Raw genomic sequence first — 17971 nt, 5'->3', positions numbered from 1 at the left:
TGATTCGGTAAAACGTGATTTTTTCATAGTTAGTCTCCTGCTTTAATGATTGCAGAAAACTCCAATTATGCATGTCTCATTTTATGGGAAGGTGACAATTACTTTATGGACCTGACCTTAATAAATATAAGATATTTACGAAGTATGAATTAAATATTCCATATAGGAGTTCTCCAACTTCGTGGGAGTTAGAGTCTGAATTCTTTGATCGATTTGAAGATACAGATGACTTTATTGAATTTAGAAAATCAAAGTTAAGTAATACATCTGATGGACTTGGTGGTCATATAGGCATAAACAGCCGTGACTACGAAGAATCATTAGTTTTTTCTAGGCATTTTGCTTTTTGGGGCTTTGATTACGATAGTGTAGATCCAGAGTCGGTATATTTTGCAGTATCAAATATCTTGCAAACTGCAAGGGAAGATGAGTCGCTGCCTTATGAAGATAGATTGTTATGTACTTTGAACCAATTATCAGTTCTTGCACCCGAAAACTTTGTCAGGTTCAATGACCCTTTAATTCAAAGTTGTTTATGGAGATGCGCCCTAGATTCTGAAGTTGATTACTCATCAGATGAAACTCTAAGTAAGCAATTTACTGATATTGTTCTTCGACTAATAAAGCACTACAAAAATGTTAAGGGTGAAGCGGCCTTAGATATCGTATTTGGTGTTGCTCTTGGAAAAATTCGCTTGTCTAAGAAATGTTACGACGTTTTATCACAGAGTTTAGAAAAATTGGACTTTGAACCTAGCCCCCAATTTATAGAGGCTATTCGAGATCGAATTAAAGAATTCACATAATCTTCAAGTTTAACTCGAATTTGTCCAAAAATGAACTAGAGCGAACATCTGCTGTTCGCTCATAACTGCCGGCCAGGTGAAATATTAACCTAATCATCAAGGCTGTAGGAGCAGATATGAGCTACTACACTTTAACAATTAAGTTTATGTTTTGATTCGGTCTACTTTTCGAAAGCACGCTTCATAAAGTTAGGTGTTGCTAATGCACCTTTATGAATACCTGTGTTGTAGTACTCAGTATCAAATGTTGCGTTATCAACGTCTTGTTCGCGGAATCCGGCAAACTTTTGATCTTTACGCGCCATTGTTGCTGACCACAGGCCGCTTGGGTAGATTGGCTGTGGGAAAGGCAGGGTTTGCAGATCAACAAAGCCTACTTCCAACATTGCATCGCGCATTTCTAGTAGCAATGGCATGTGCATCAGAGGTGATTCACTTTGCTGGATCATGATACCACCAGTGCGAAGCGCTGCTAAACAGCTCTTGTAGAATGCGTGGTTGAATAAACCTTCACCTGGGCCAACAGGATCAGTGCCATCAACGATGATAACGTCGATAGACTCTGCTTCGGCTTCACGCATATATTTGATGCCATCATCAAACATCACAGTTGCACGAGGATCGTTATTAGACTCACAAAGCTCAGGGAAGTATTTCAAAGACATTTGCGTCACAACTTCGTCGATATCAATCTGCGTTACTTTTTCAACGCCTGGGTGCTTTAGTACTTCACGCAATGTGCCACAGTCGCCACCGCCAATGATCACAACATTTTTAGGTGCAGGGTGTGAGAATAGCGCCGGGTGACTCATCATTTCGTGATAGAAAAAGTTTTCACGCGTGCTCACCATAGTGCAACCGTCAATGATCATCAGGTTTCCAAAATCCGTCGTTTCAAACATTTCTACTTTTTGAAATGGTGATTGGATTTCGTCTAATTTTTTGTTGACTCTAAGTGAAAAAGCGCTGCCATCGCGGTCGCTAATTTCTGTAAACCAACGGTTTGCTTCTAAGTTTGCCATGATTGTGTTCACACTTGATAAAAATTAAGGCAATTCTGCCAGTGCTTGCGCCTTTGCTCAATCAATTTTAGTCAACATTTTGTACTTTGCCTCATATTAGTTCTAATCAACCATGGCCGATTTATAAGGTTTGTAAGCTAATGAAAACGCAACTTTAGGTCGCATTGACTTGCCTCGCGTATTAGAATGAAGCTTTATAAAGAATTAATTGAGAGCAGCAATGACTTGGGGTCTGCAAACAGCACGTTCTATCTATAACGTTACTCACTGGAGTGACGGCTATTTTGATATCAATGAACAGGGTCAGTTAGTGGCGTTTCCTGATGGTGATCGCACTAAGCCACCAATTCTTCTTTCAGAGTTAACTGAGCAATTTAAAGCGCAGGGGCTAACTTTGCCGGTTTTGGTACGTTTTACCGACATTTTAAAACATCGTGTCGATACCTTGACTCAAGCATTTACTGCCGCACGAACTCAACGTGATTACCAAGGCCAGTACACCTGTGTTTACCCAATAAAAGTGAATCAGCAGCGCTCGGTTGTCAGTAAGTTATTGGCTCATCCAAGCGGTCTTGTTGGTCTTGAAGCCGGTTCTAAGCCTGAGCTGATGGCAATTTTGGGTGTGGCACATCAACCTATTACCATTGTCTGTAACGGCTACAAAGACAGTGAGTTCTTGCGCTTAGCTTGTATTGGTCAAGCGATGGGCCATCAAGTAAACATAGTCGTTGAAAAGCTCTCTGAACTGGATACCTTATTACAGGAAATCGACGATTTAGGCATTGAACCGTCGATTGGTATTCGTATTCGTCTTAATTCAGTTGGTAAGGGCAAGTGGCAAAATACCGGTGGTGAAAAAGGCAAGTTTGGTCTTACTGCTAGCCAAGTGCTGCAAGCGGTTGAGCTACTTAAGTCGCATAATCGGTTGCACTTAATGCAGTTGGTACACTTCCATATCGGCTCGCAAGTTGCCAATATTCGTGATATTCAACGTGCGCTTAAAGAGTGTGCGCGTCACTATGCTGAGCTATACCAACTAGGTGTTCCGCTGCGTATCGTAGATGTTGGCGGTGGCCTCGGAGTGGACTACGAAGGCTCAGGTTCTCGTAGTTCATGTTCAATGAATTATACAGTGGCGGAATACGCGAAGAATGTGGTGCATGCTTTTCATGATATAGCGGAGCTCAATAGCATTCCGCACCCGGATATTATTACTGAATCTGGCCGAGCATTAACTGCCCATCACGCGATGCTTATCACGGATGTGATCGACGTAGAAAAAGCGCCGAATCAAGTCGAACCGGTGCAACCACAAGATACCAGCCCATTGGTGTTGCAAGAGTTATGGCATTCGTTGTCACAATTAACCCCTCGCATGGCCTTAGAAACTTATCATGACGCTATGCACTTGTTCAGCGATGCACACGACCAATACGTGCATGGTTTGATCAGCATGCAAGAGTGGGCGCAGCTTGAACAGCTTTACTTCACGACACTTCATAAAGTGCGTGAGTGCTTAAATGAGAATGCGAGAGCACACCGAGAAGTACTAGACGACCTCAATGAAAAGCTGGCAGATAAACTGTTTGTGAACTTCTCGTTGTTCCAATCACTGCCGGATGTGTGGGGTATTGACCAGCTATTTCCGGTGATGCCTATCGACAAGCTCAATCAGCCGTTGACGCAAAGAGCGATTATTCAGGACATTACCTGTGATTCTGATGGTCAAATCAACAGTTATGTTGAGGGCGCGGGTATCGAATCAAGTTTACCCATTCCTGAGTATGTGCCGGGAGAGCAATATCACGTTGCGATGTTCTTGGTGGGAGCCTATCAAGAAATATTGGGTGATTTACATAACTTATTTGGTGACACAGACTCAGTACACGTTGAGCTTTGTGATGAGGGTTATAAACTCACTAATGCAATCAAGGGCGACAGTGTTGAAGATGTACTGCGCTTTGTTCATTATGACAAAGCGGTGCTATCTGAGAATTACGCACAGCAGGTCGCGGCCTTGTCGTTGCCAGAGTCAATTAAAGCTCAGTATCTACAAGAATTAAACGCCGGACTTGAAGGTTATACTTACTTCGAAGATTGATTTTCAAATAGTGAAATGGAATAAATTATAGCCGACCAACTGGTCGGCTTAATTGTGTGTGATTTTCAAGGTATGATACAGCTCTGCCGTAAAACACGATGAGGGAATGAATGTCGTTTATTCGTAAAGTGATCAGCATCTTGCTGTACGCCGTTAACACTATATTTTGGTTTATACCGATCTTTATTTGTGGCTTGATTAAGCTCCTGCCCATCCCACCATTGCAAAAAGCCATGAGCTATATTGCTAAAGCGTGCGCAAGTAACTGGGTCGCGTGTAATTCAGTGAGCCAAAACCTCATTGCGCCGTATACGCTCAATGTTAGCGGATTGGATGAGCTAAAACGTAAAGACTGGTACTTGGTTATTGCCAATCACCAAAGTTGGGTGGATATCTTAGTGTTGCAGCGAGTGCTTCATGGCAAAATCCCGTTTTTGAATTTCTTTTTGAAAAAAGAGCTGCTTTACGTACCCGTGCTAGGTCTTGCTTGGTGGGCGCTCGATTTTCCTTTTATGACGCGAACCAGCAAGTCGCAATTAAAGAAAAACCCTAAATTGCGTGGTAAAGACATAGAAACGACGCGAAAAGCATGCGAAAAGTTTAAAACAATGCCAGTGAGTATTGTAAACTTCGTTGAGGGTACGCGTTACACCGAATCCAAGCATAGTAAGCAGAAAAGCCCATTCACACACCTGCTTAAACCAAAAGCGGGAGGCATCGCATTTGTGATGCAGGCCATGGGTGAGCAAATCAGCAAAGTGGTGAATGTCACCATTCATTATCCCGGTGGTGTACCAACTTTTGCAGACTTTATCGCTGGTAACGTGAAGTCAGTAGATGTTCAGGTGGAAGTAATGCCGGTCAGTGCAAACTTGGTCGGCGACTACACGAATGATCCCGAATTTAGAGTGCGTTTCCAATCCGAATTAAACGCCTTGTGGCAAGCCAAAGATGCACAACTTGTGGAGCTTGCCGATAAAAAGTAGTAGAAGGATGTTGTGATGTTAAAACAAATACTACCTAAGTGGTTTCTCGGGCTATCGGCCAGTGTGTGGCTGCTGGTGAATACCTTTGTGTGTGGTTTATTGGTGCTATTGTTTGGCATCATAAAATTGCTTGTGCCAGTTAAGTTTATCTCTACAGCACTGCACTTTTTTTACGGTATGTGGTGCAAAGGCAATTACCTTGGTTTGCGCATCGCGTGCGACAAAATCCAAGTGACCTTGCCAAAAGAGTTACACGCTCAAGGGTGGTATTTATTAATTTCCAATCATCTTAGCTGGCTTGATATCGTTGTGCTTAGTGCCATGGAGGTACTACCTGCACCTAAATTTTTCTTAAAAGATGAATTAAAGTACGTGCCTTTCATTGGTACTGGTGCATGGGCTATGGGCATGCCATTTATGAAACGTGCGAGTAAAGCGCAGATCGCCAAAAACCCTAAGCTTAAAGGGATGGATGTAGAGCGTACCAAAGCCAGTTGTCGCAATTTTCGTGATCATCCCACAACGGTAATTAATTTTGTGGAAGGTACTCGTCATACTAAAGCCAAACATATGCATCAAAATAGTCCGTTTAAGCATCTGCTCAAACCAAAGGCGGGTGGTGTAGCGTTTGCCCTTGAAGTGTTATCTGAGCAACTTGATGGCATGCTCAACGCGACTTTGGCTTATGAGTTAGAGGGGGAGCATATTTGCCGTGCATTTACGCTTGGACGCTTGGATGCAATTGATGTAAAAATAGACTACATCGCGATGGAAAAAGTGCCACTTGGCAACTATCAAGCCGATAAAGCCTATCGTGTACAGTTTCAATCTTTTATGAATGAAATTTGGCAACGCAAAGATTGCCAACTCGAAGCGCATTGGCTGCATTCGACTGAGCCAAATGACACGCTCAATGAGGAGCTAAAACAGCTATGAAGTTTGATCACCTTCATGATGTCGTTCAACCGTGGTTAAAAGAGTTACCGCAGGGCACTGTGATCAGTGCTTTATTTACCAATGGTGTCGCGGTGGTTGGATTATTGTTTTTATATTGGGTGATCCGCCGTTTAGTGCTACCCAATGTAGAAAACCTCGCGCGCCATATTTCACCGCGTAAAATTGGTCACCTTGCCCCTCAGTTAAGTAAATTTAGCGGCCGCTTTGCCTTTGTATTGTGTTTACTGGTTTTTTCCGCCTACCACGAGCGTCTATTTGTCGCGCCAGCTTGGGTGTTTGTCGTGATGGAAACACTGGTGTACGTTATGTTGGTGGTGGCATCAGGGTTTTTATTTAGCAGTTTAGTCAATTTAGGGAATGGCGTTTATAACCTCTTTCCATTCGCCAAAGAAGTGCCGATCCAAGGGATTATTCAAGTAATTAAGTTACTGATATTTATAGTTTGTTCTATATTGGTGGTCAGTATCTTGGTGGATAAATCACCGACCTATATTCTTTCCGGTTTTGGTGCTATCGCGGCAGTCATTATTTTGGTATTTAAAGATACGATTTTGGGATTGGTTGCGAGTATTCAAATAGCGGCCAACCGACTGGTAACCACTGGCGACTGGATCCAAGTTGACGCATTTGGTGCAGACGGCGAGGTGATAGATCTGGGGTTAAATACCGTTAGGGTACGTAACTGGGATAACACCGTCACCACCATACCAACTTATATGTTGATCTCTGATTCATTTAAAAACTGGCGTGCCATGCAAGAGTCAGCAGGACGCCGCATCAAACGCGCCATCCATATTGATTTTACTAGCATTGAGCCGTTGCCAGAGCAAAAGCGAGCGTCGCTAACCGAGCAATATCCACTACTGGAAAAACTTGAAGATGTACCAAGCGATATCACCAATTTAGGCTTATTTAGACGCTATGCAGAGGCCTACTTGAAGCAGCATGATGCCATCAATCAAGATTGTTTATGTATGGTCAGGGAACTTGCACCCACACAACATGGCTTGCCTCTAGAGTTTTACTGTTTTAGTCGCGATAAACGCTGGGTGTTTTACGAGCACCTACAAGCCGATATTTTGGACTACATGCTAAGCGTAATGCCAGCATTTGGGTTACGTCCATATCAAAGCGTGAGTGATTACTTTGGCGCACACCGCGTGAAAGTGCGCGCCGGTAGCAAACCAGACGCAACTTCAGAATAATCATCAAGGCCACTCAAGCGTGGCCTACACACTTCCTGCGATAACCCCAAACACCATAAAGGCAATAAGCAACTGCCATATCGCGGGCTTTAGCCATTTTAGTGCTGCAAAGCCTAATACCACCGCGGTGATATCGAGCAAGCTATGCACCGCAGAAAGCCAAATTGGTTGATAAAACGCAGCGGCTACAATTCCCACAACACCGGCATTTAAGGCCGCGCTAATACTTGCAAACCGTGGCAATGCAATAAGTGATTGCCACTGTTGGTTAAACGCCCACATTAACAGTAGGCCCGGCAAGAAAATAGCGAGCGTCGCAATCGCTGCGCCCAAAATGGGATGGGTATTGTCGACAACGGCGCCTAAAAAGCTTGCGATGGTAAACATCGGCCCAGGAATGGCTTGCGCGGCAGCATAAGCCGTTAAGAAGGTTTCTTGCGCGACCCCCTCGACACTGGTTTGTAGCAGCGGCAGCACGACGTGACCACCACCAAAAACCAAAGCACCTGCCTGATAAAACTCGGCAAATAGTTGATTTGGTAGCATGGCAAAGGTTAACGCAAATAGGCCAATAAAGAGTGCAAATACAGACCAGTTAATTTGGCTTTTTGATTGACTCGGTTTACTTGGCGCATTGCTGAATGAGTAAAAGCAACCCGCGATGACAAGCGTCATAAGCACACCCAATTGTGCGCTTAAGTTCGGCAGCATCAACAGTGTGAATGTGGCGAAAAATGCGACGAATTTGAGTGCTGTGGTTTGACAAAAGCTTTTCGCCATACTCAGTACCGCATCGGCAACGATAACAACAGCAAACAACTTCAACCCATCAATGACATTCAACGCAGTGCCCGAAAGCTGCTCAGCGGTTAATGCCAGCATGATCATGAGCAAAAAAGACGGTAGCGTAAATCCTAAAAAGGCGGCGATCCCTCCTAGTATTCCAGCTTTTTCTAAACCAATCGCGAATCCGACTTGGCTGGACCCCGGTCCTGGCAGTATTTGTGACAGGCTGATCATACTGGCATAGCGCTCGTTACTCAGCCATTTTAAGTTATCGACAAAGTGTTTTTTAAAGAACCCAAGGTGGGCTGCAGGTCCCCCAAAGCTCGTACATCCTAATAACAAAAACTGATAAAATATTTTCAGAAACATAGTGTACCTTGTGATATTGTTAACCTTGTATCCTCACATTTTTATATGACATATTTATGACTTTTGGTGCTGGTGCGCCTCAGTTGGATAAGTATTATGCGAATGACTTTTTTATCGCCCTGTTTACTTTTTTTGTTGGCGAACTTCTCTTGTTTTGCTCAGCAAATCAATGTCGCTGTTGATCACGCGCCACCGTATAGCATTATTGAAGACAATGGTGAAGTGCAAGGTTTAGTCTTAGATATATTGGCAACGGTACAGGCTCAAGCTGGTGTTGATTATCAAATAAATGCCGTTCCCTGTCCTTTCTCACGCTGTATGCGGATGATAGCGCAAGGTGAAGTAGACGTCATGGGTGGCTTGATCCGTACGCCTCAACGAGAAAAGTTAATCGACTTTGTCGAACCCGCCTACATGGCGCTGACATCTTCGTTTGTGTTCTATGCTAAGCAAGACAGCGATATTCGGGTGGAACAATATACGGATCTTTATACCAAGCGGATTGCGGTGACGCGTGGCGGCGTTTTTTACCCTCGCTTTGATGAGGACCGTCAACTCAATAAAGTCCCTGTGTTTAGTGAGCAAGTGGCGTTTGATTTATTGCTTAAAGGACGTGTTGACCTTGTGATCGCAGTGGAAGACACCGCGGAGGTGGCGATGGAAGTGCTTGGTCAGCCCATTGAAAAGTTAAAAAAAGTCTCCTATCACCACGCTCAGCCGATTTATGGTCATATGGCGATGAGCAAACGCTTCAGCGGCACCGAGCTTGCGCAAACCATTCGTTTAACGATGAAGCAATTGGCTGAAAAAAAGCAGCTTGATGCTGTGGTTGCAAAATATAAACTGCCACCAGTTTCTGAGCATATAAGCGACTTAGTCCCTGCTCATCCTTAAAAAACCAGTAAAGCTTCAGCCAGAGTTAATTGTTTATTGCAACAATATAGACAATCAAGTTGAAACGAACTCAGGTGGGAAGATGATTGCAAGAAATATGTTAATTGGTGCAGCTGTTGTGGTTGCTTTGTCTGGATGTGAAATGAATAACACAGGTAAGGGAGCGGCGATTGGTGCTGCGACTGGTGCGGTGCTAGGTAAAGCTACTGGTAACCACAAAGATAAGCGTCTTGCCATTGGTGCTGCGGTTGGGGCAATTGCAGGTGCCGCGATTGGTAACTATATGGACAAGCAGGAAGCCGCTTTTAACCAAGAGCTTGCTGGTACGGGTGTTGAGGTTGTTCGTGAAGGCGATCAAATGCGCTTAGTGTTGCCATCAAACATAACCTTTGCGACAGGTAAGTCAGCTATCAGCCCTGGTTTTTACAATACACTTCAAGGTATTGCACGCGTGATGCAGCAGTACGATAAGACATTCTTAACGATTGTCGGACATACAGATTCTACTGGTTCAGCGAGCTTCAATCAGACTTTGTCTGAACAGCGCGCAAATAGCGTAAAGCAGTATTTATTATCACAGCAAGTACTACCTGCGCGTTTGTACGCAGAGGGCATGGGTGAGTCTCAGCCAATCGCGAGCAATAGCACCGAGCAAGGTAAGGCACAAAATCGCCGAGTCGAAATTAAAATTATTCCAAACCGCGCGTAAGAAAAATCAAGGAGTGCTATGTTTGAGCACTCCTTTTTATGGATTTCGGCTGCTATAAGAATAAGGTATTTATCGAATTATCAGATAAATCAGGCCTGCGCCGATAACGCCCCCAACGCTTAGGGATAGGATTGCAGTAAACAAGAATAAATGATAACTCACTGTTTTTTCTTCTTTGTTTTCTTTATTATGGAGCATGTCGGCCAAGTCAATAAGCTTGGATTGGGAGATTTCAAACACCGCACACAAACTCATTACAGTCTCTTTACTTGCTGTCCCGTCGCTCTCGACGCGTTGAATTGTGCGTAGACTTACTCCAGAGGCATCTGCTAAATGTTGCTGAGTCCAACTCTTTTCGGTTCGCAACAGCTTTACTGTATTATTATTTATTTGCATTATTTCCTCCTTGACGAACTTAAAGTACGGTGCTGCCGTACCAGCGTCCCAAGTAGTACGTGAGAGTAAATATACAAAAACCTGCAACTAGGCCGTAGCCCATAAAAGTGAATATGACCTTGGCTAAGGTCAGTTGATCGTTCAGAGGGGGACTTGACTGGCGACCAAGTATTTTTTTTCCTTTGAGTAGTAGGCACTCAGTTTCAAAAGTAAACCCGTTAATTAAACAAAATCTAGCTTCATAGGCTTGATCTGCATAAGTAAATTTATGGGTACTATCACCGAGTAAGTGGCGTTTTTGAGAAACGCAAACATCGTCGACGAAAACATATTGAGTGCAATTTAATGCATTTGCACAACACGTAATTTGATGATCTCCATCTTGGAAATACACTTTGTAGGTGGCTCTTTCTAGCTTTTTTAAGTCAGACATATTGAACTCCCGTTAAGTTGTTGTCTCCACTGTGCCTGTTGCTCCATTAAAACACGCCGACAAGCTTACGTCAGTGCTCAAACTGTCATATGACAATAGATTTATAAAATTAATTAACTTAATGATTTAAATACTTTTATAGCGAATGTTAAGGCTGGGTAAGAAATGGAAGTCAGAAAAAGCACTGAGCCTAATAAAGTTTTGTGACTCAGTGCCTCAATAAAAAGAAGGTCATAATGTGCTTAAAGCGTGTCACACACCACTTCAGCTTTGCAGGTAATTACGCTGACATTGGTGTAACCGATACGAGTTAGTTGCTCTGCGGCAAAAATAGCACGGCCACCAGCGGCACAGTGTAAATAAATTGGTCTGTCTGCGTCTTTTTCCAGCTCTGGAAGCTTAAATTCTAGCAATCCTCTTGGGATATTTACCGTGCCGTTGGCTGCCTTTTGACTGTGTTCAGCCGGCTCTCTCACGTCGATAACCAGACCATTGTTTTGTGCAATCTCTGATTTTGCTTGTACCGCGTCAATGCAGCGTTGATTAGGCTTGACTGTCTTTAATACATCTTGGGCAGATATCAGCATATATAGCTCCTTATTGGGTTATCGGTTTCATTATGACTCACCTTTCCTGAATGCCAAGTTTCTTCAATATAGCGATCATAGGGCACCAGTTTGTAAAAGCAGACTGCACTAAATTGACACAAATAAACACACTAAACCAAACCCAATGTGGGTTGACAAAATGTGTGAGCAGTAAAGAAATGGCAAACATAACACCAGCGATTAATCTAAGTAGAGGATGTAAGGTCATAATGAGTGTCATCTTTAATATTAGGTGTTTCTAATATTAGACATTGCTAATGTTTGTGTCTATACTTTAAGCGCATTTATTTTTTGGGAGTCAACATGGATCTTCAGCAAATGGCGCAAAATGCCGAACAGGCAGAAGCCTTGTTAAAGCTTATGGCGAATAAAAATCGCTTGATGATTTTGTGTGCATTGCAAAAGCAAGAGCTCAGTGTTAGCCAGCTTAACGAAATGGTGCCGTTAGCGCAGTCTGCCTTATCACAACATTTAGCTAGCATGAGAAAGGCACAAATCGTGGCGACTAGGCGTGAGGGAGCGACGATTTATTATCAGGTTAAAGATAGCCGAGTCGCTGTACTACTCGAGAGTTTATATCAGCTGTTCTGCGCCTCAAGTGCAGAGTAACTAGGAACGACTGAGATGCAAAAGTTAGATGGTGTCATTCGGTATGCTCTACAAGGCAGCTTGCCAACGATTATCTTCTTGTGCGCTGTGGTACTTGGATTATTTGCATTGCAAATGACACCACGAGAGGAAGAACCACAAATAGTGGTGCCTATGCTGGATATTCATGTGTCGGTACCAAATACTGCCTCACCAGAAGTGGCACGATTGGTCACCACTCCACTTGAAAAGTTACTGCTGCAAATTCCGGGCGTTGAACACGTCTATTCTACGACCCAAACCGGCGGCACGGTTGTTACTTTAAGATTTCATGTGGGTGAAGACAGAGAGAAAGCCATTCTCAACACCTACACTAAGCTGTATGCCAACCAGCATACTATGCCGGGAATTGTCACTCAGTGGCAGATCCGCCCAATAGAAGTCGATGACGTTCCGATTCTTATGCTTGGACTGACAAGTTCCAAGCCGCAACTATATGATGACTACGCGCTAACGCGTTTTGCACAAGAGCTAGCTATCCAGTTACAGAGCATTGCAGATACCAGCGAGGTTTCAGTTATTACCGGGCGCACGAGAGCACTTAGGGTTGAGTTGAACTTAGCTGCGCTTGCCGCACATCAAACAACACCAATGGATGTTTTAGGTGCTATCCAAAGTAGTAATCTAGTGACACGAGTCGGGCAAGTGACGGCAGGCAGTAACACAATTGCCTTTGAATCAGGTGATGTCCTTCGTAATAAGTCGGCACTTGAAGGGCTCACGGTAAATGTAATTAATGGTCGTGCCATTGTTTTAAAAGAAGTTGCTCGGGTTATTGATGGTCCTAGTGAGCCCGATAGCTATCAGTGGTTAGCAAGCAGCGGCAGCCAGGCTGATGCACCATTAGTGACGATTGGCGTGGCGAAGCAAAAGGGAAGTAATGCGGTAACGGTTGCAGAGCAAAGTTTAGCGCTTGTGACCCAGCTACAACAGGAGCTCCTTCCCGCTGAGGTATCGGTAAAAGTACTAAGAAACTATGGCGAGACGGCCAATGACAAAGTCAATAGTCTTACCTCTAGCTTGGCCTTTGCGGTATTTACCGTTGTGATATTTGTCGGCGTATTTTTAGGTTGGCGGCCTGCCATCGTTGTTGGTCTTGCAGTGCCAATTTGCTATGGCATTACACTTGGGTTGGACTTTGCGTTTGGTTACACCATTAATCGGGTCACCTTGTTTGCGCTTATTTTGTCGCTGGGATTGTTAGTCGATGACCCAATCACTGGGATTGATAATATTAGTCGCTTTATTCATCGCGGCGCGGCGGCTGACACAGATCATAACATTGTCGCTGCTATGGTCGAGATCAAATCTGCGCTTTTGATGTCAACGTTAACTATCATCATGGCGTTTATTCCATTGGCGTTTATTACTGGCATGATGGGCCCATATATGGCACCCATGGCATTTAACGTCCCCATTAGTGTCATTGCCTCGACGTTAGTGGCTTTTTTAGTGACGCCTTGGCTATCTAAAAAGCTACTCAAAGCGGATTCAAAAACAAGTGAAGTCGCGCCTCAAGACTCGTACTACAGCAAAATCATGCTGCCAATTTTACAAAACCCCCGCAAAGCCAAATGGTTATTATGGGGTGTGTTAGGGTTATTTGTTGCAAGTGTGAGCCTCCCTATTTTTAGGGCCGTACCACTGAAATTGCTGCCGTTTGATAATAAAAGTGAAATCCAAGTATTGATAGATATGCCCGAGGGAACCAGCCTTGAGCAAACGGCCGCAATGACGAGGCAAGTACAGCAAATCGTTTGGTCAGAAGCTGAAGTGACCGACATCGCCGCTTTTGTCGGCAAGCCTTCCAGTATGGATTTTAATGGTATGGTGCGAGGCTATTATCGTCGTAGTGGTACGCATCTTGCCGAACTTAGAGTCTTACTGGTGGATAAGCGTGAACGCGAACATCAATCTCACGCCATCGTCATGCGACTGCGTGAAAAGCTTCAGCCTTTTAACCAAACTTTGACGCAAGTAAAAGTGGTGGAAGTGCCGCCGGGACCTCCGGTATTAAGTACACTCGTTGCTGAGGTTTATGCAGATCCGTTTGTTGCTCGTGAAACGCAAGAGCAAGCAGCCCAGAGGTTAGCACATCGTTTAAGGCAGGAGCCACATGTGGTTGAGGTTGACACCTCAATGGCTTCGCCAACATGGCTAAAGCGGTTTGTGGTTGATAAACAAAAGGCTGCGTTATCAGGTGTGGCCACAGAGGATATTAATCAATCTTTAGTGGTTGCAAGCAGCGGCATGTCAGCAGGCTTTTTATATACTCAAGGTGAGGTCGCAACGGTGCCCATCGAGTTAGGTGTGAGTTACGCGCAGCGTAATCAATGGCAAAACGTATTAGCGATGCAAGTTCGTGGTCGTCAGGAGTTGGCTAAAACCACTCAAGAATACGGCTTAGAGCAGGCTGCGAGACCCCTTGTGGCGATTGGTGAACTGGGCGAATTAACATCTATTCCTACGGCTCCCGTGATCCTTCGAAAAGACCTACAAGAGGTGATTTATGTGTTTGCGGAGCTAAATGGCCGCACGCCAGCTGAGGTGATTGCCGATGTGGTTGCGGATGAAAACCAACAGATAACACCGAGCAATTGGGCATCTCGCACCTTTTTACACAGTGGCGGAGGAGTCACTTGGTCAATGTTTGAGGGAACCCATTATACCTTTAAAGGCGAAGGTGAGTGGCGCATTACCATAGATGTGTTTAGAGATATGGGGATCGCATTTGCGTTTGCACTGGTGGCGATATTTATCATCCTGCGGGTACAAACGGCATCTAGTAGCTTATCACTTATCATTATGTCGGCTATTCCCCTCACTATGATAGGGATTATGCCGGGTTTTTGGTTACTCAACCAGTTTGGTGAGCGTGTGGTTGCAGGTGCGCCTGAGCCCGTGTTATTTACAGCGACCGCGATGATAGGGATGATAGCGCTGGCCGGAATAGTGGTGAGAAACTCCCTGATTTTGGTGGAGTTTATTAATCAGTCTCGAGCGGCTGGTATGGCACTTATCGATGCATTGATTGCGGCGGGAAGTATAAGAATGCGACCGGTATTACTTACAGCAGGTACGACGTTATTAGGCAATTTAGTGATTATCTTAGATCCCGTTTTTAGTGGCCTCGCCCTTGCTATTATCTTTGGGATCATTGCTTCAACGTTATTTTCACTGTTGGTCGTGCCTATCGTTTACTATTTAGTATTCAAATCATCATCGACACCTAATCAACCCCTTAATGCCTCATCAGTTCAGGAGTCTTCTCATGTCTCGTAATAAAATCTTTATTCCTGTTCTTGCTATTTTTTGCCTATTATTGATGGTCGTATGGCTCGCTGGTGGATTCCAAAATAAGCTAGCTCCGGGCAATAAGTCCGAACTTCCCGCCTATCAAGGAACACGTTATACAGTACAAAAGTCGCTGATTGCGATGATTGAACAAGTTCCCGCGAGTGTGGTCGCAAAAGAAAATACGTTAGTGTCCAGTCGGTTATTGGCGGAGCTTAAAACGCTTAACGTCAGAGCCGGTGATAAAGTCACTGCGGGACAGCTGATAGCAACACTCGATGATGCAGAGCTTAAAGCAGAGCTGCAAAGAGTGGCAGCGCAGCAAGCGGCAAATTCAGCCAAGCTAGAGCAAGCAACTAAGCAGTTAGTACGCAATAAATCTCTTAATGAAAAAGGGCTTATCGCGATTAACCAAGTGGATGAGTGGCAAGCCACAGTGAACGAGTTACAAGCGCAAGATAAGGCATTGCAAGAAGCGTATCGTAGCGCTGAAGTCGCGCTGGGTTACACGCAAATCACAGCCCCTATTTCGGGTAAAGTGGTGGCGCGCTTACAAGAGCCGGGCAGCATGGTTAGCCCCGGTGGCGCCATTATTTCGTTATTCAACCCATTACAATTGCAGATTGAAGCGCCAATTCGCGAGAGCCAAGTTAAGCATATTCAGCTAGGAAGCGAGATTAAGGTACGCATACCTGCGCTAGACATAAGCCAAACCGCGCGAGTGTCGGAAATGGTGCCAATTGCCGACAGCCAAGCGCGCAGCTTTATTATTAAACTGGATATGCCTTTGCTGCAAAAAGTGGTGCCTGGCATGTACGCGCTGGTTGAACTTGTGCTTGGCGAGCAGGCGGTTATCCAAATTCCAACTAATATGATCAGCAAGTATGGTCAATTGGCGATGGTTGAGGTAATAGAAATTGGCCAGCTTCACAAACGCTACCTCAGGTTGGGCGAAGAGACAGGTAATAAAACGATTGTTATTAGTGGCCTAAACGAAGGTGATCAGCTAGCTGTGCAGCGATAGTTAGCTGATCCGAACTTTTAAATAAAGGAAGCGATTTCGGCGAGTGATTTTTTCACTGTTGCGTGCTCTGGAATAGTTGCATCATCACTTGGATAACCCGCAATCAATAACATATAAGGACGTTCGTTATCTTTATCTCTACCGCACAATTCGCTTAAAAAGCTCATAGGTTTAGGTGTATGGGTCAGTGTGGCAAGTCCTGCATTATGCAGAGCTTGGATAAGAAACCCAGTAGCTATCCCAACCGATTCATGGACATAGTAGTTGGTATTTTTGTCTTCCGCGTGGATCCCACCTTTTTTCTGACTAAAAATAGCGATAAGCCAAGGTGCATGTTCTAAGTAGGGTTTTTGTGCATCTGTGCCCAAAGGCTTTAGTGCGTCCAGCCACTCATCTCCCGCACGGCCTTGGTAAAACGAGCGCTCGAGGTCTTCGGCTGCAGCTCGGATCTGTTTTTTCTTTTCTGCGCTGCCAATCGCCACGAAATGCCATGGCTGATGATTTGCACCACTAGGGGCAGTGCCCGCTGCTTTGATACAAGTTTCGATGATTTCTTGCGGTACTGGGCGGTCGCTAAAAGCACGGATACTATGACGTCTCTTACTGTTCTCCAAGAATGCTTCCGCACGACTTAGCATTTCCTCGTGAGGGTATTCAATAAAATCCGTCAATGGGTGGTTGGCGTGATCTTGCATGTTAGTTTTCCTTGGGTGTTGTAAACTAAGAATGCTTCTTAGTGTTTCAGTGTTTACTTTTATTTGCAATTGATATGTTTATGTTAATTGTCACTAACCTAGGGAAATGTTATAAAAAGGACAATAATAAAAATCCGGACAGGAAATAAAAATGCTCGAAATCTCAGGACTTTCAAAAACCTATGACAATGGCGTTCATGCTTTGAGAGGTGTAAACCTGACTATTCCAAAGGGAATGTTTGGTTTGCTCGGACCTAATGGCGCTGGTAAATCTTCGTTGATGCGCACGATTGCCACATTACAGTCGGCAGATGCAGGCACTATACAGTTCGATGGTGTAGATGTTTTAAAGGAGCCAAAGGCACTTCGTGCACGTTTAGGCTACCTGCCGCAAGACTTTGGTGTTTACCAACGCGTTAGTGCGTATGATTTATTGGATCATATGGCAATCCTAAAAGGGTTAAATAATAAAAAAGAGCGTAAAGAAGCCGTTGACGGATTGCTCGCACAAACTAACTTATATGATCACCGTAAAAATGCGGTAAGCGGATTTTCCGGAGGTATGCGTCAACGCTTTGGTATTGCACAGGCACTGCTTGGCGACCCTGATTTACTCATTGTGGATGAACCGACGGCGGGACTAGACCCAGAAGAACGTAATCGTTTCCACAATCTACTCGTTGGCTTAGGTGAGAGTAAAGTAGTCATCTTATCAACGCATATTGTAGAGGATGTGTCTGAGCTATGTCCGAATATGGCTGTATTGGCGAGCGGACAAATTTTACTTGAAGGTAATCCTATTGCACTCACGGAGCAGCTACAGGGAAAAATCTGGCGTAAGTCGGTCACACTTGCAGAAGCGAAAGAAGTAGAGCAAAACTTACCGGTTATTTCTAAGCGCTTATTCGCGGGCCAGACCTTACTTAATGTATTTGCTGATCAAGCACCTGAAGGCTTTGAAGCGGTACCAGCCGATTTAGAGGACGTCTATTTTTCTACTCTGCATACTCATCGAAATAATCAAGCAGCGTAAGGAGT

General features: G+C 44.4%; 18 protein-coding genes. 11 read left to right on the top strand and 7 right to left on the bottom strand.

Annotation, left to right across the window (positions count from 1 at the left end; genetic code table 11):
• Positions 1–407: 407 nt before the first annotated feature.
• A complete protein-coding gene (locus MHN32_RS14855) occupies positions 408–806 on the top strand; it encodes a hypothetical protein (protein ID WP_239422222.1) in 399 nt (132 codons plus the stop codon).
• A gap of 161 nt (positions 807–967) precedes the next feature.
• Here MHN32_RS14855 and speE read toward each other — a convergent pair whose 3' ends face one another.
• Complete coding sequence (speE, locus tag MHN32_RS14850; RefSeq protein WP_010378188.1) at positions 968–1828, bottom strand: polyamine aminopropyltransferase; 861 nt, start codon at positions 1826–1828, stop codon at positions 968–970.
• A gap of 220 nt (positions 1829–2048) precedes the next feature.
• Between speE and speA the strand changes: the two genes are divergently transcribed.
• From speA to MHN32_RS14830, 4 genes are all read left to right on the top strand, one after another.
• Positions 2049–3929 carry a biosynthetic arginine decarboxylase gene (speA, locus tag MHN32_RS14845; RefSeq protein WP_239422221.1) on the top strand — a complete coding sequence of 627 codons (1881 nt, stop codon included), beginning with the start codon at positions 2049–2051 and terminating at the stop codon, positions 3927–3929.
• 110 nt (positions 3930–4039) lie between these two features.
• Positions 4040–4915 (top strand): acyltransferase, encoded by an 876-nt coding sequence (locus MHN32_RS14840; RefSeq protein ID WP_045964780.1) that lies wholly within the window; start codon positions 4040–4042, stop codon positions 4913–4915.
• Between the two features lie 15 nt (positions 4916–4930).
• The gene (locus tag MHN32_RS14835) at positions 4931–5851 is read left to right on the top strand and encodes an acetyltransferase (RefSeq protein ID WP_239422220.1); all 921 of its coding nucleotides are present in this window, start codon (positions 4931–4933) and stop codon (positions 5849–5851) included.
• Positions 5848–7077: a mechanosensitive ion channel domain-containing protein gene (locus MHN32_RS14830; protein ID WP_174170269.1), complete on the top strand. Its 1230-nt coding sequence runs from the start codon at positions 5848–5850 to the stop codon at positions 7075–7077. The genes MHN32_RS14835 and MHN32_RS14830 overlap by 4 nt, the downstream gene beginning before the upstream one ends.
• A gap of 24 nt (positions 7078–7101) precedes the next feature.
• On the opposite strand, the gene chrA is transcribed toward MHN32_RS14830, so the two are convergent.
• A complete protein-coding gene (gene chrA, locus MHN32_RS14825; protein ID WP_174170270.1) occupies positions 7102–8232 on the bottom strand; it encodes a chromate efflux transporter in 1131 nt (376 codons plus the stop codon).
• Between the two features lie 102 nt (positions 8233–8334).
• Between chrA and MHN32_RS14820 the strand changes: the two genes are divergently transcribed.
• Positions 8335–9126, top strand: a complete 792-nt coding sequence (locus tag MHN32_RS14820; protein ID WP_227386768.1) for a transporter substrate-binding domain-containing protein — start codon at positions 8335–8337, stop codon at positions 9124–9126.
• An 82-nt stretch (positions 9127–9208) separates the two neighbouring features.
• Positions 9209–9835: an OmpA family protein gene (locus MHN32_RS14815; RefSeq protein WP_010378204.1), complete on the top strand. Its 627-nt coding sequence runs from the start codon at positions 9209–9211 to the stop codon at positions 9833–9835.
• 69 nt (positions 9836–9904) lie between these two features.
• On the opposite strand, the gene MHN32_RS14810 is transcribed toward MHN32_RS14815, so the two are convergent.
• The 4 genes from MHN32_RS14810 to MHN32_RS14795 form a co-directional block, all read right to left on the bottom strand.
• Positions 9905–10231 carry a helix-turn-helix transcriptional regulator gene (locus MHN32_RS14810; protein WP_010606831.1) on the bottom strand — a complete coding sequence of 109 codons (327 nt, stop codon included), beginning with the start codon at positions 10229–10231 and terminating at the stop codon, positions 9905–9907.
• A gap of 19 nt (positions 10232–10250) precedes the next feature.
• Positions 10251–10664: a hypothetical protein gene (locus MHN32_RS14805; protein WP_239422219.1), complete on the bottom strand. Its 414-nt coding sequence runs from the start codon at positions 10662–10664 to the stop codon at positions 10251–10253.
• A gap of 242 nt (positions 10665–10906) precedes the next feature.
• Positions 10907–11251 carry a rhodanese-like domain-containing protein gene (locus tag MHN32_RS14800; RefSeq protein WP_010606829.1) on the bottom strand — a complete coding sequence of 115 codons (345 nt, stop codon included), beginning with the start codon at positions 11249–11251 and terminating at the stop codon, positions 10907–10909.
• 37 nt (positions 11252–11288) lie between these two features.
• Positions 11289–11480, bottom strand: coding sequence for a DUF2892 domain-containing protein (locus tag MHN32_RS14795; protein ID WP_239422218.1), 192 nt, complete (start codon positions 11478–11480; stop codon positions 11289–11291).
• 95 nt (positions 11481–11575) lie between these two features.
• Here MHN32_RS14795 and MHN32_RS14790 point away from each other — a divergent pair, with 95 nt between their 5' ends.
• The 3 genes from MHN32_RS14790 to MHN32_RS14780 are packed head-to-tail and all read left to right on the top strand — an operon-like array spanning position 11576 to position 16238.
• Positions 11576–11881: a metalloregulator ArsR/SmtB family transcription factor gene (locus MHN32_RS14790; RefSeq protein WP_010606827.1), complete on the top strand. Its 306-nt coding sequence runs from the start codon at positions 11576–11578 to the stop codon at positions 11879–11881.
• Positions 11882–11896: 15 nt separating this feature from the next.
• Positions 11897–15202: an efflux RND transporter permease subunit gene (locus tag MHN32_RS14785; RefSeq protein WP_206471197.1), complete on the top strand. Its 3306-nt coding sequence runs from the start codon at positions 11897–11899 to the stop codon at positions 15200–15202.
• Complete coding sequence (locus MHN32_RS14780; protein ID WP_174170274.1) at positions 15192–16238, top strand: efflux RND transporter periplasmic adaptor subunit; 1047 nt, start codon at positions 15192–15194, stop codon at positions 16236–16238. Before MHN32_RS14785 ends, MHN32_RS14780 begins: the two co-directional genes overlap by 11 nt.
• 17 nt (positions 16239–16255) lie before the next feature.
• Here MHN32_RS14780 and MHN32_RS14775 read toward each other — a convergent pair whose 3' ends face one another.
• Complete coding sequence (locus tag MHN32_RS14775) at positions 16256–16933, bottom strand: nitroreductase family protein (protein ID WP_010606824.1); 678 nt, start codon at positions 16931–16933, stop codon at positions 16256–16258.
• A gap of 151 nt (positions 16934–17084) precedes the next feature.
• Between MHN32_RS14775 and MHN32_RS14770 the strand changes: the two genes are divergently transcribed.
• The gene (locus MHN32_RS14770) at positions 17085–17966 is read left to right on the top strand and encodes an ABC transporter ATP-binding protein (RefSeq protein ID WP_010606823.1); all 882 of its coding nucleotides are present in this window, start codon (positions 17085–17087) and stop codon (positions 17964–17966) included.
• Positions 17967–17971 lie beyond the last annotated feature (5 nt).

The sequence above is a fragment of the Pseudoalteromonas sp. Of11M-6 genome, from assembly GCF_022347905.1.
Lineage (GTDB): Bacteria > Pseudomonadota > Gammaproteobacteria > Enterobacterales > Alteromonadaceae > Pseudoalteromonas.
Note: the sequence above shows the minus strand (reverse complement) of the source record. Positions and strands in the feature narration are given on the sequence as shown.

What these genes read in the sequence shown, in the direction of transcription:
- speE (WP_010378188.1), bottom strand. Translation starts at nt 1,828, where the DNA reads ATGGCAAACTTAGAAGCAAACCGTTGGTTTACAGAAATTAGCGACCGC.
- speA (WP_239422221.1), top strand. Translation starts at nt 2,049, where the DNA reads ATGACTTGGGGTCTGCAAACAGCACGTTCTATCTATAACGTTACTCAC.
- MHN32_RS14840 (WP_045964780.1), top strand. Translation starts at nt 4,040, where the DNA reads ATGTCGTTTATTCGTAAAGTGATCAGCATCTTGCTGTACGCCGTTAAC.
- MHN32_RS14835 (WP_239422220.1), top strand. Translation starts at nt 4,931, where the DNA reads ATGTTAAAACAAATACTACCTAAGTGGTTTCTCGGGCTATCGGCCAGT.
- MHN32_RS14830 (WP_174170269.1), top strand. Translation starts at nt 5,848, where the DNA reads ATGAAGTTTGATCACCTTCATGATGTCGTTCAACCGTGGTTAAAAGAG.
- chrA (WP_174170270.1), bottom strand. Translation starts at nt 8,232, where the DNA reads ATGTTTCTGAAAATATTTTATCAGTTTTTGTTATTAGGATGTACGAGC.
- MHN32_RS14820 (WP_227386768.1), top strand. Translation starts at nt 8,335, where the DNA reads ATGACTTTTTTATCGCCCTGTTTACTTTTTTTGTTGGCGAACTTCTCT.
- MHN32_RS14815 (WP_010378204.1), top strand. Translation starts at nt 9,209, where the DNA reads ATGATTGCAAGAAATATGTTAATTGGTGCAGCTGTTGTGGTTGCTTTG.
- MHN32_RS14810 (WP_010606831.1), bottom strand. Translation starts at nt 10,231, where the DNA reads ATGCAAATAAATAATAATACAGTAAAGCTGTTGCGAACCGAAAAGAGT.
- MHN32_RS14805 (WP_239422219.1), bottom strand. Translation starts at nt 10,664, where the DNA reads ATGTCTGACTTAAAAAAGCTAGAAAGAGCCACCTACAAAGTGTATTTC.
- MHN32_RS14800 (WP_010606829.1), bottom strand. Translation starts at nt 11,251, where the DNA reads ATGCTGATATCTGCCCAAGATGTATTAAAGACAGTCAAGCCTAATCAA.
- MHN32_RS14795 (WP_239422218.1), bottom strand. Translation starts at nt 11,480, where the DNA reads ATGACCTTACATCCTCTACTTAGATTAATCGCTGGTGTTATGTTTGCC.
- MHN32_RS14790 (WP_010606827.1), top strand. Translation starts at nt 11,576, where the DNA reads ATGGATCTTCAGCAAATGGCGCAAAATGCCGAACAGGCAGAAGCCTTG.
- MHN32_RS14785 (WP_206471197.1), top strand. Translation starts at nt 11,897, where the DNA reads ATGCAAAAGTTAGATGGTGTCATTCGGTATGCTCTACAAGGCAGCTTG.
- MHN32_RS14780 (WP_174170274.1), top strand. Translation starts at nt 15,192, where the DNA reads ATGTCTCGTAATAAAATCTTTATTCCTGTTCTTGCTATTTTTTGCCTA.
- MHN32_RS14775 (WP_010606824.1), bottom strand. Translation starts at nt 16,933, where the DNA reads ATGCAAGATCACGCCAACCACCCATTGACGGATTTTATTGAATACCCT.
- MHN32_RS14770 (WP_010606823.1), top strand. Translation starts at nt 17,085, where the DNA reads ATGCTCGAAATCTCAGGACTTTCAAAAACCTATGACAATGGCGTTCAT.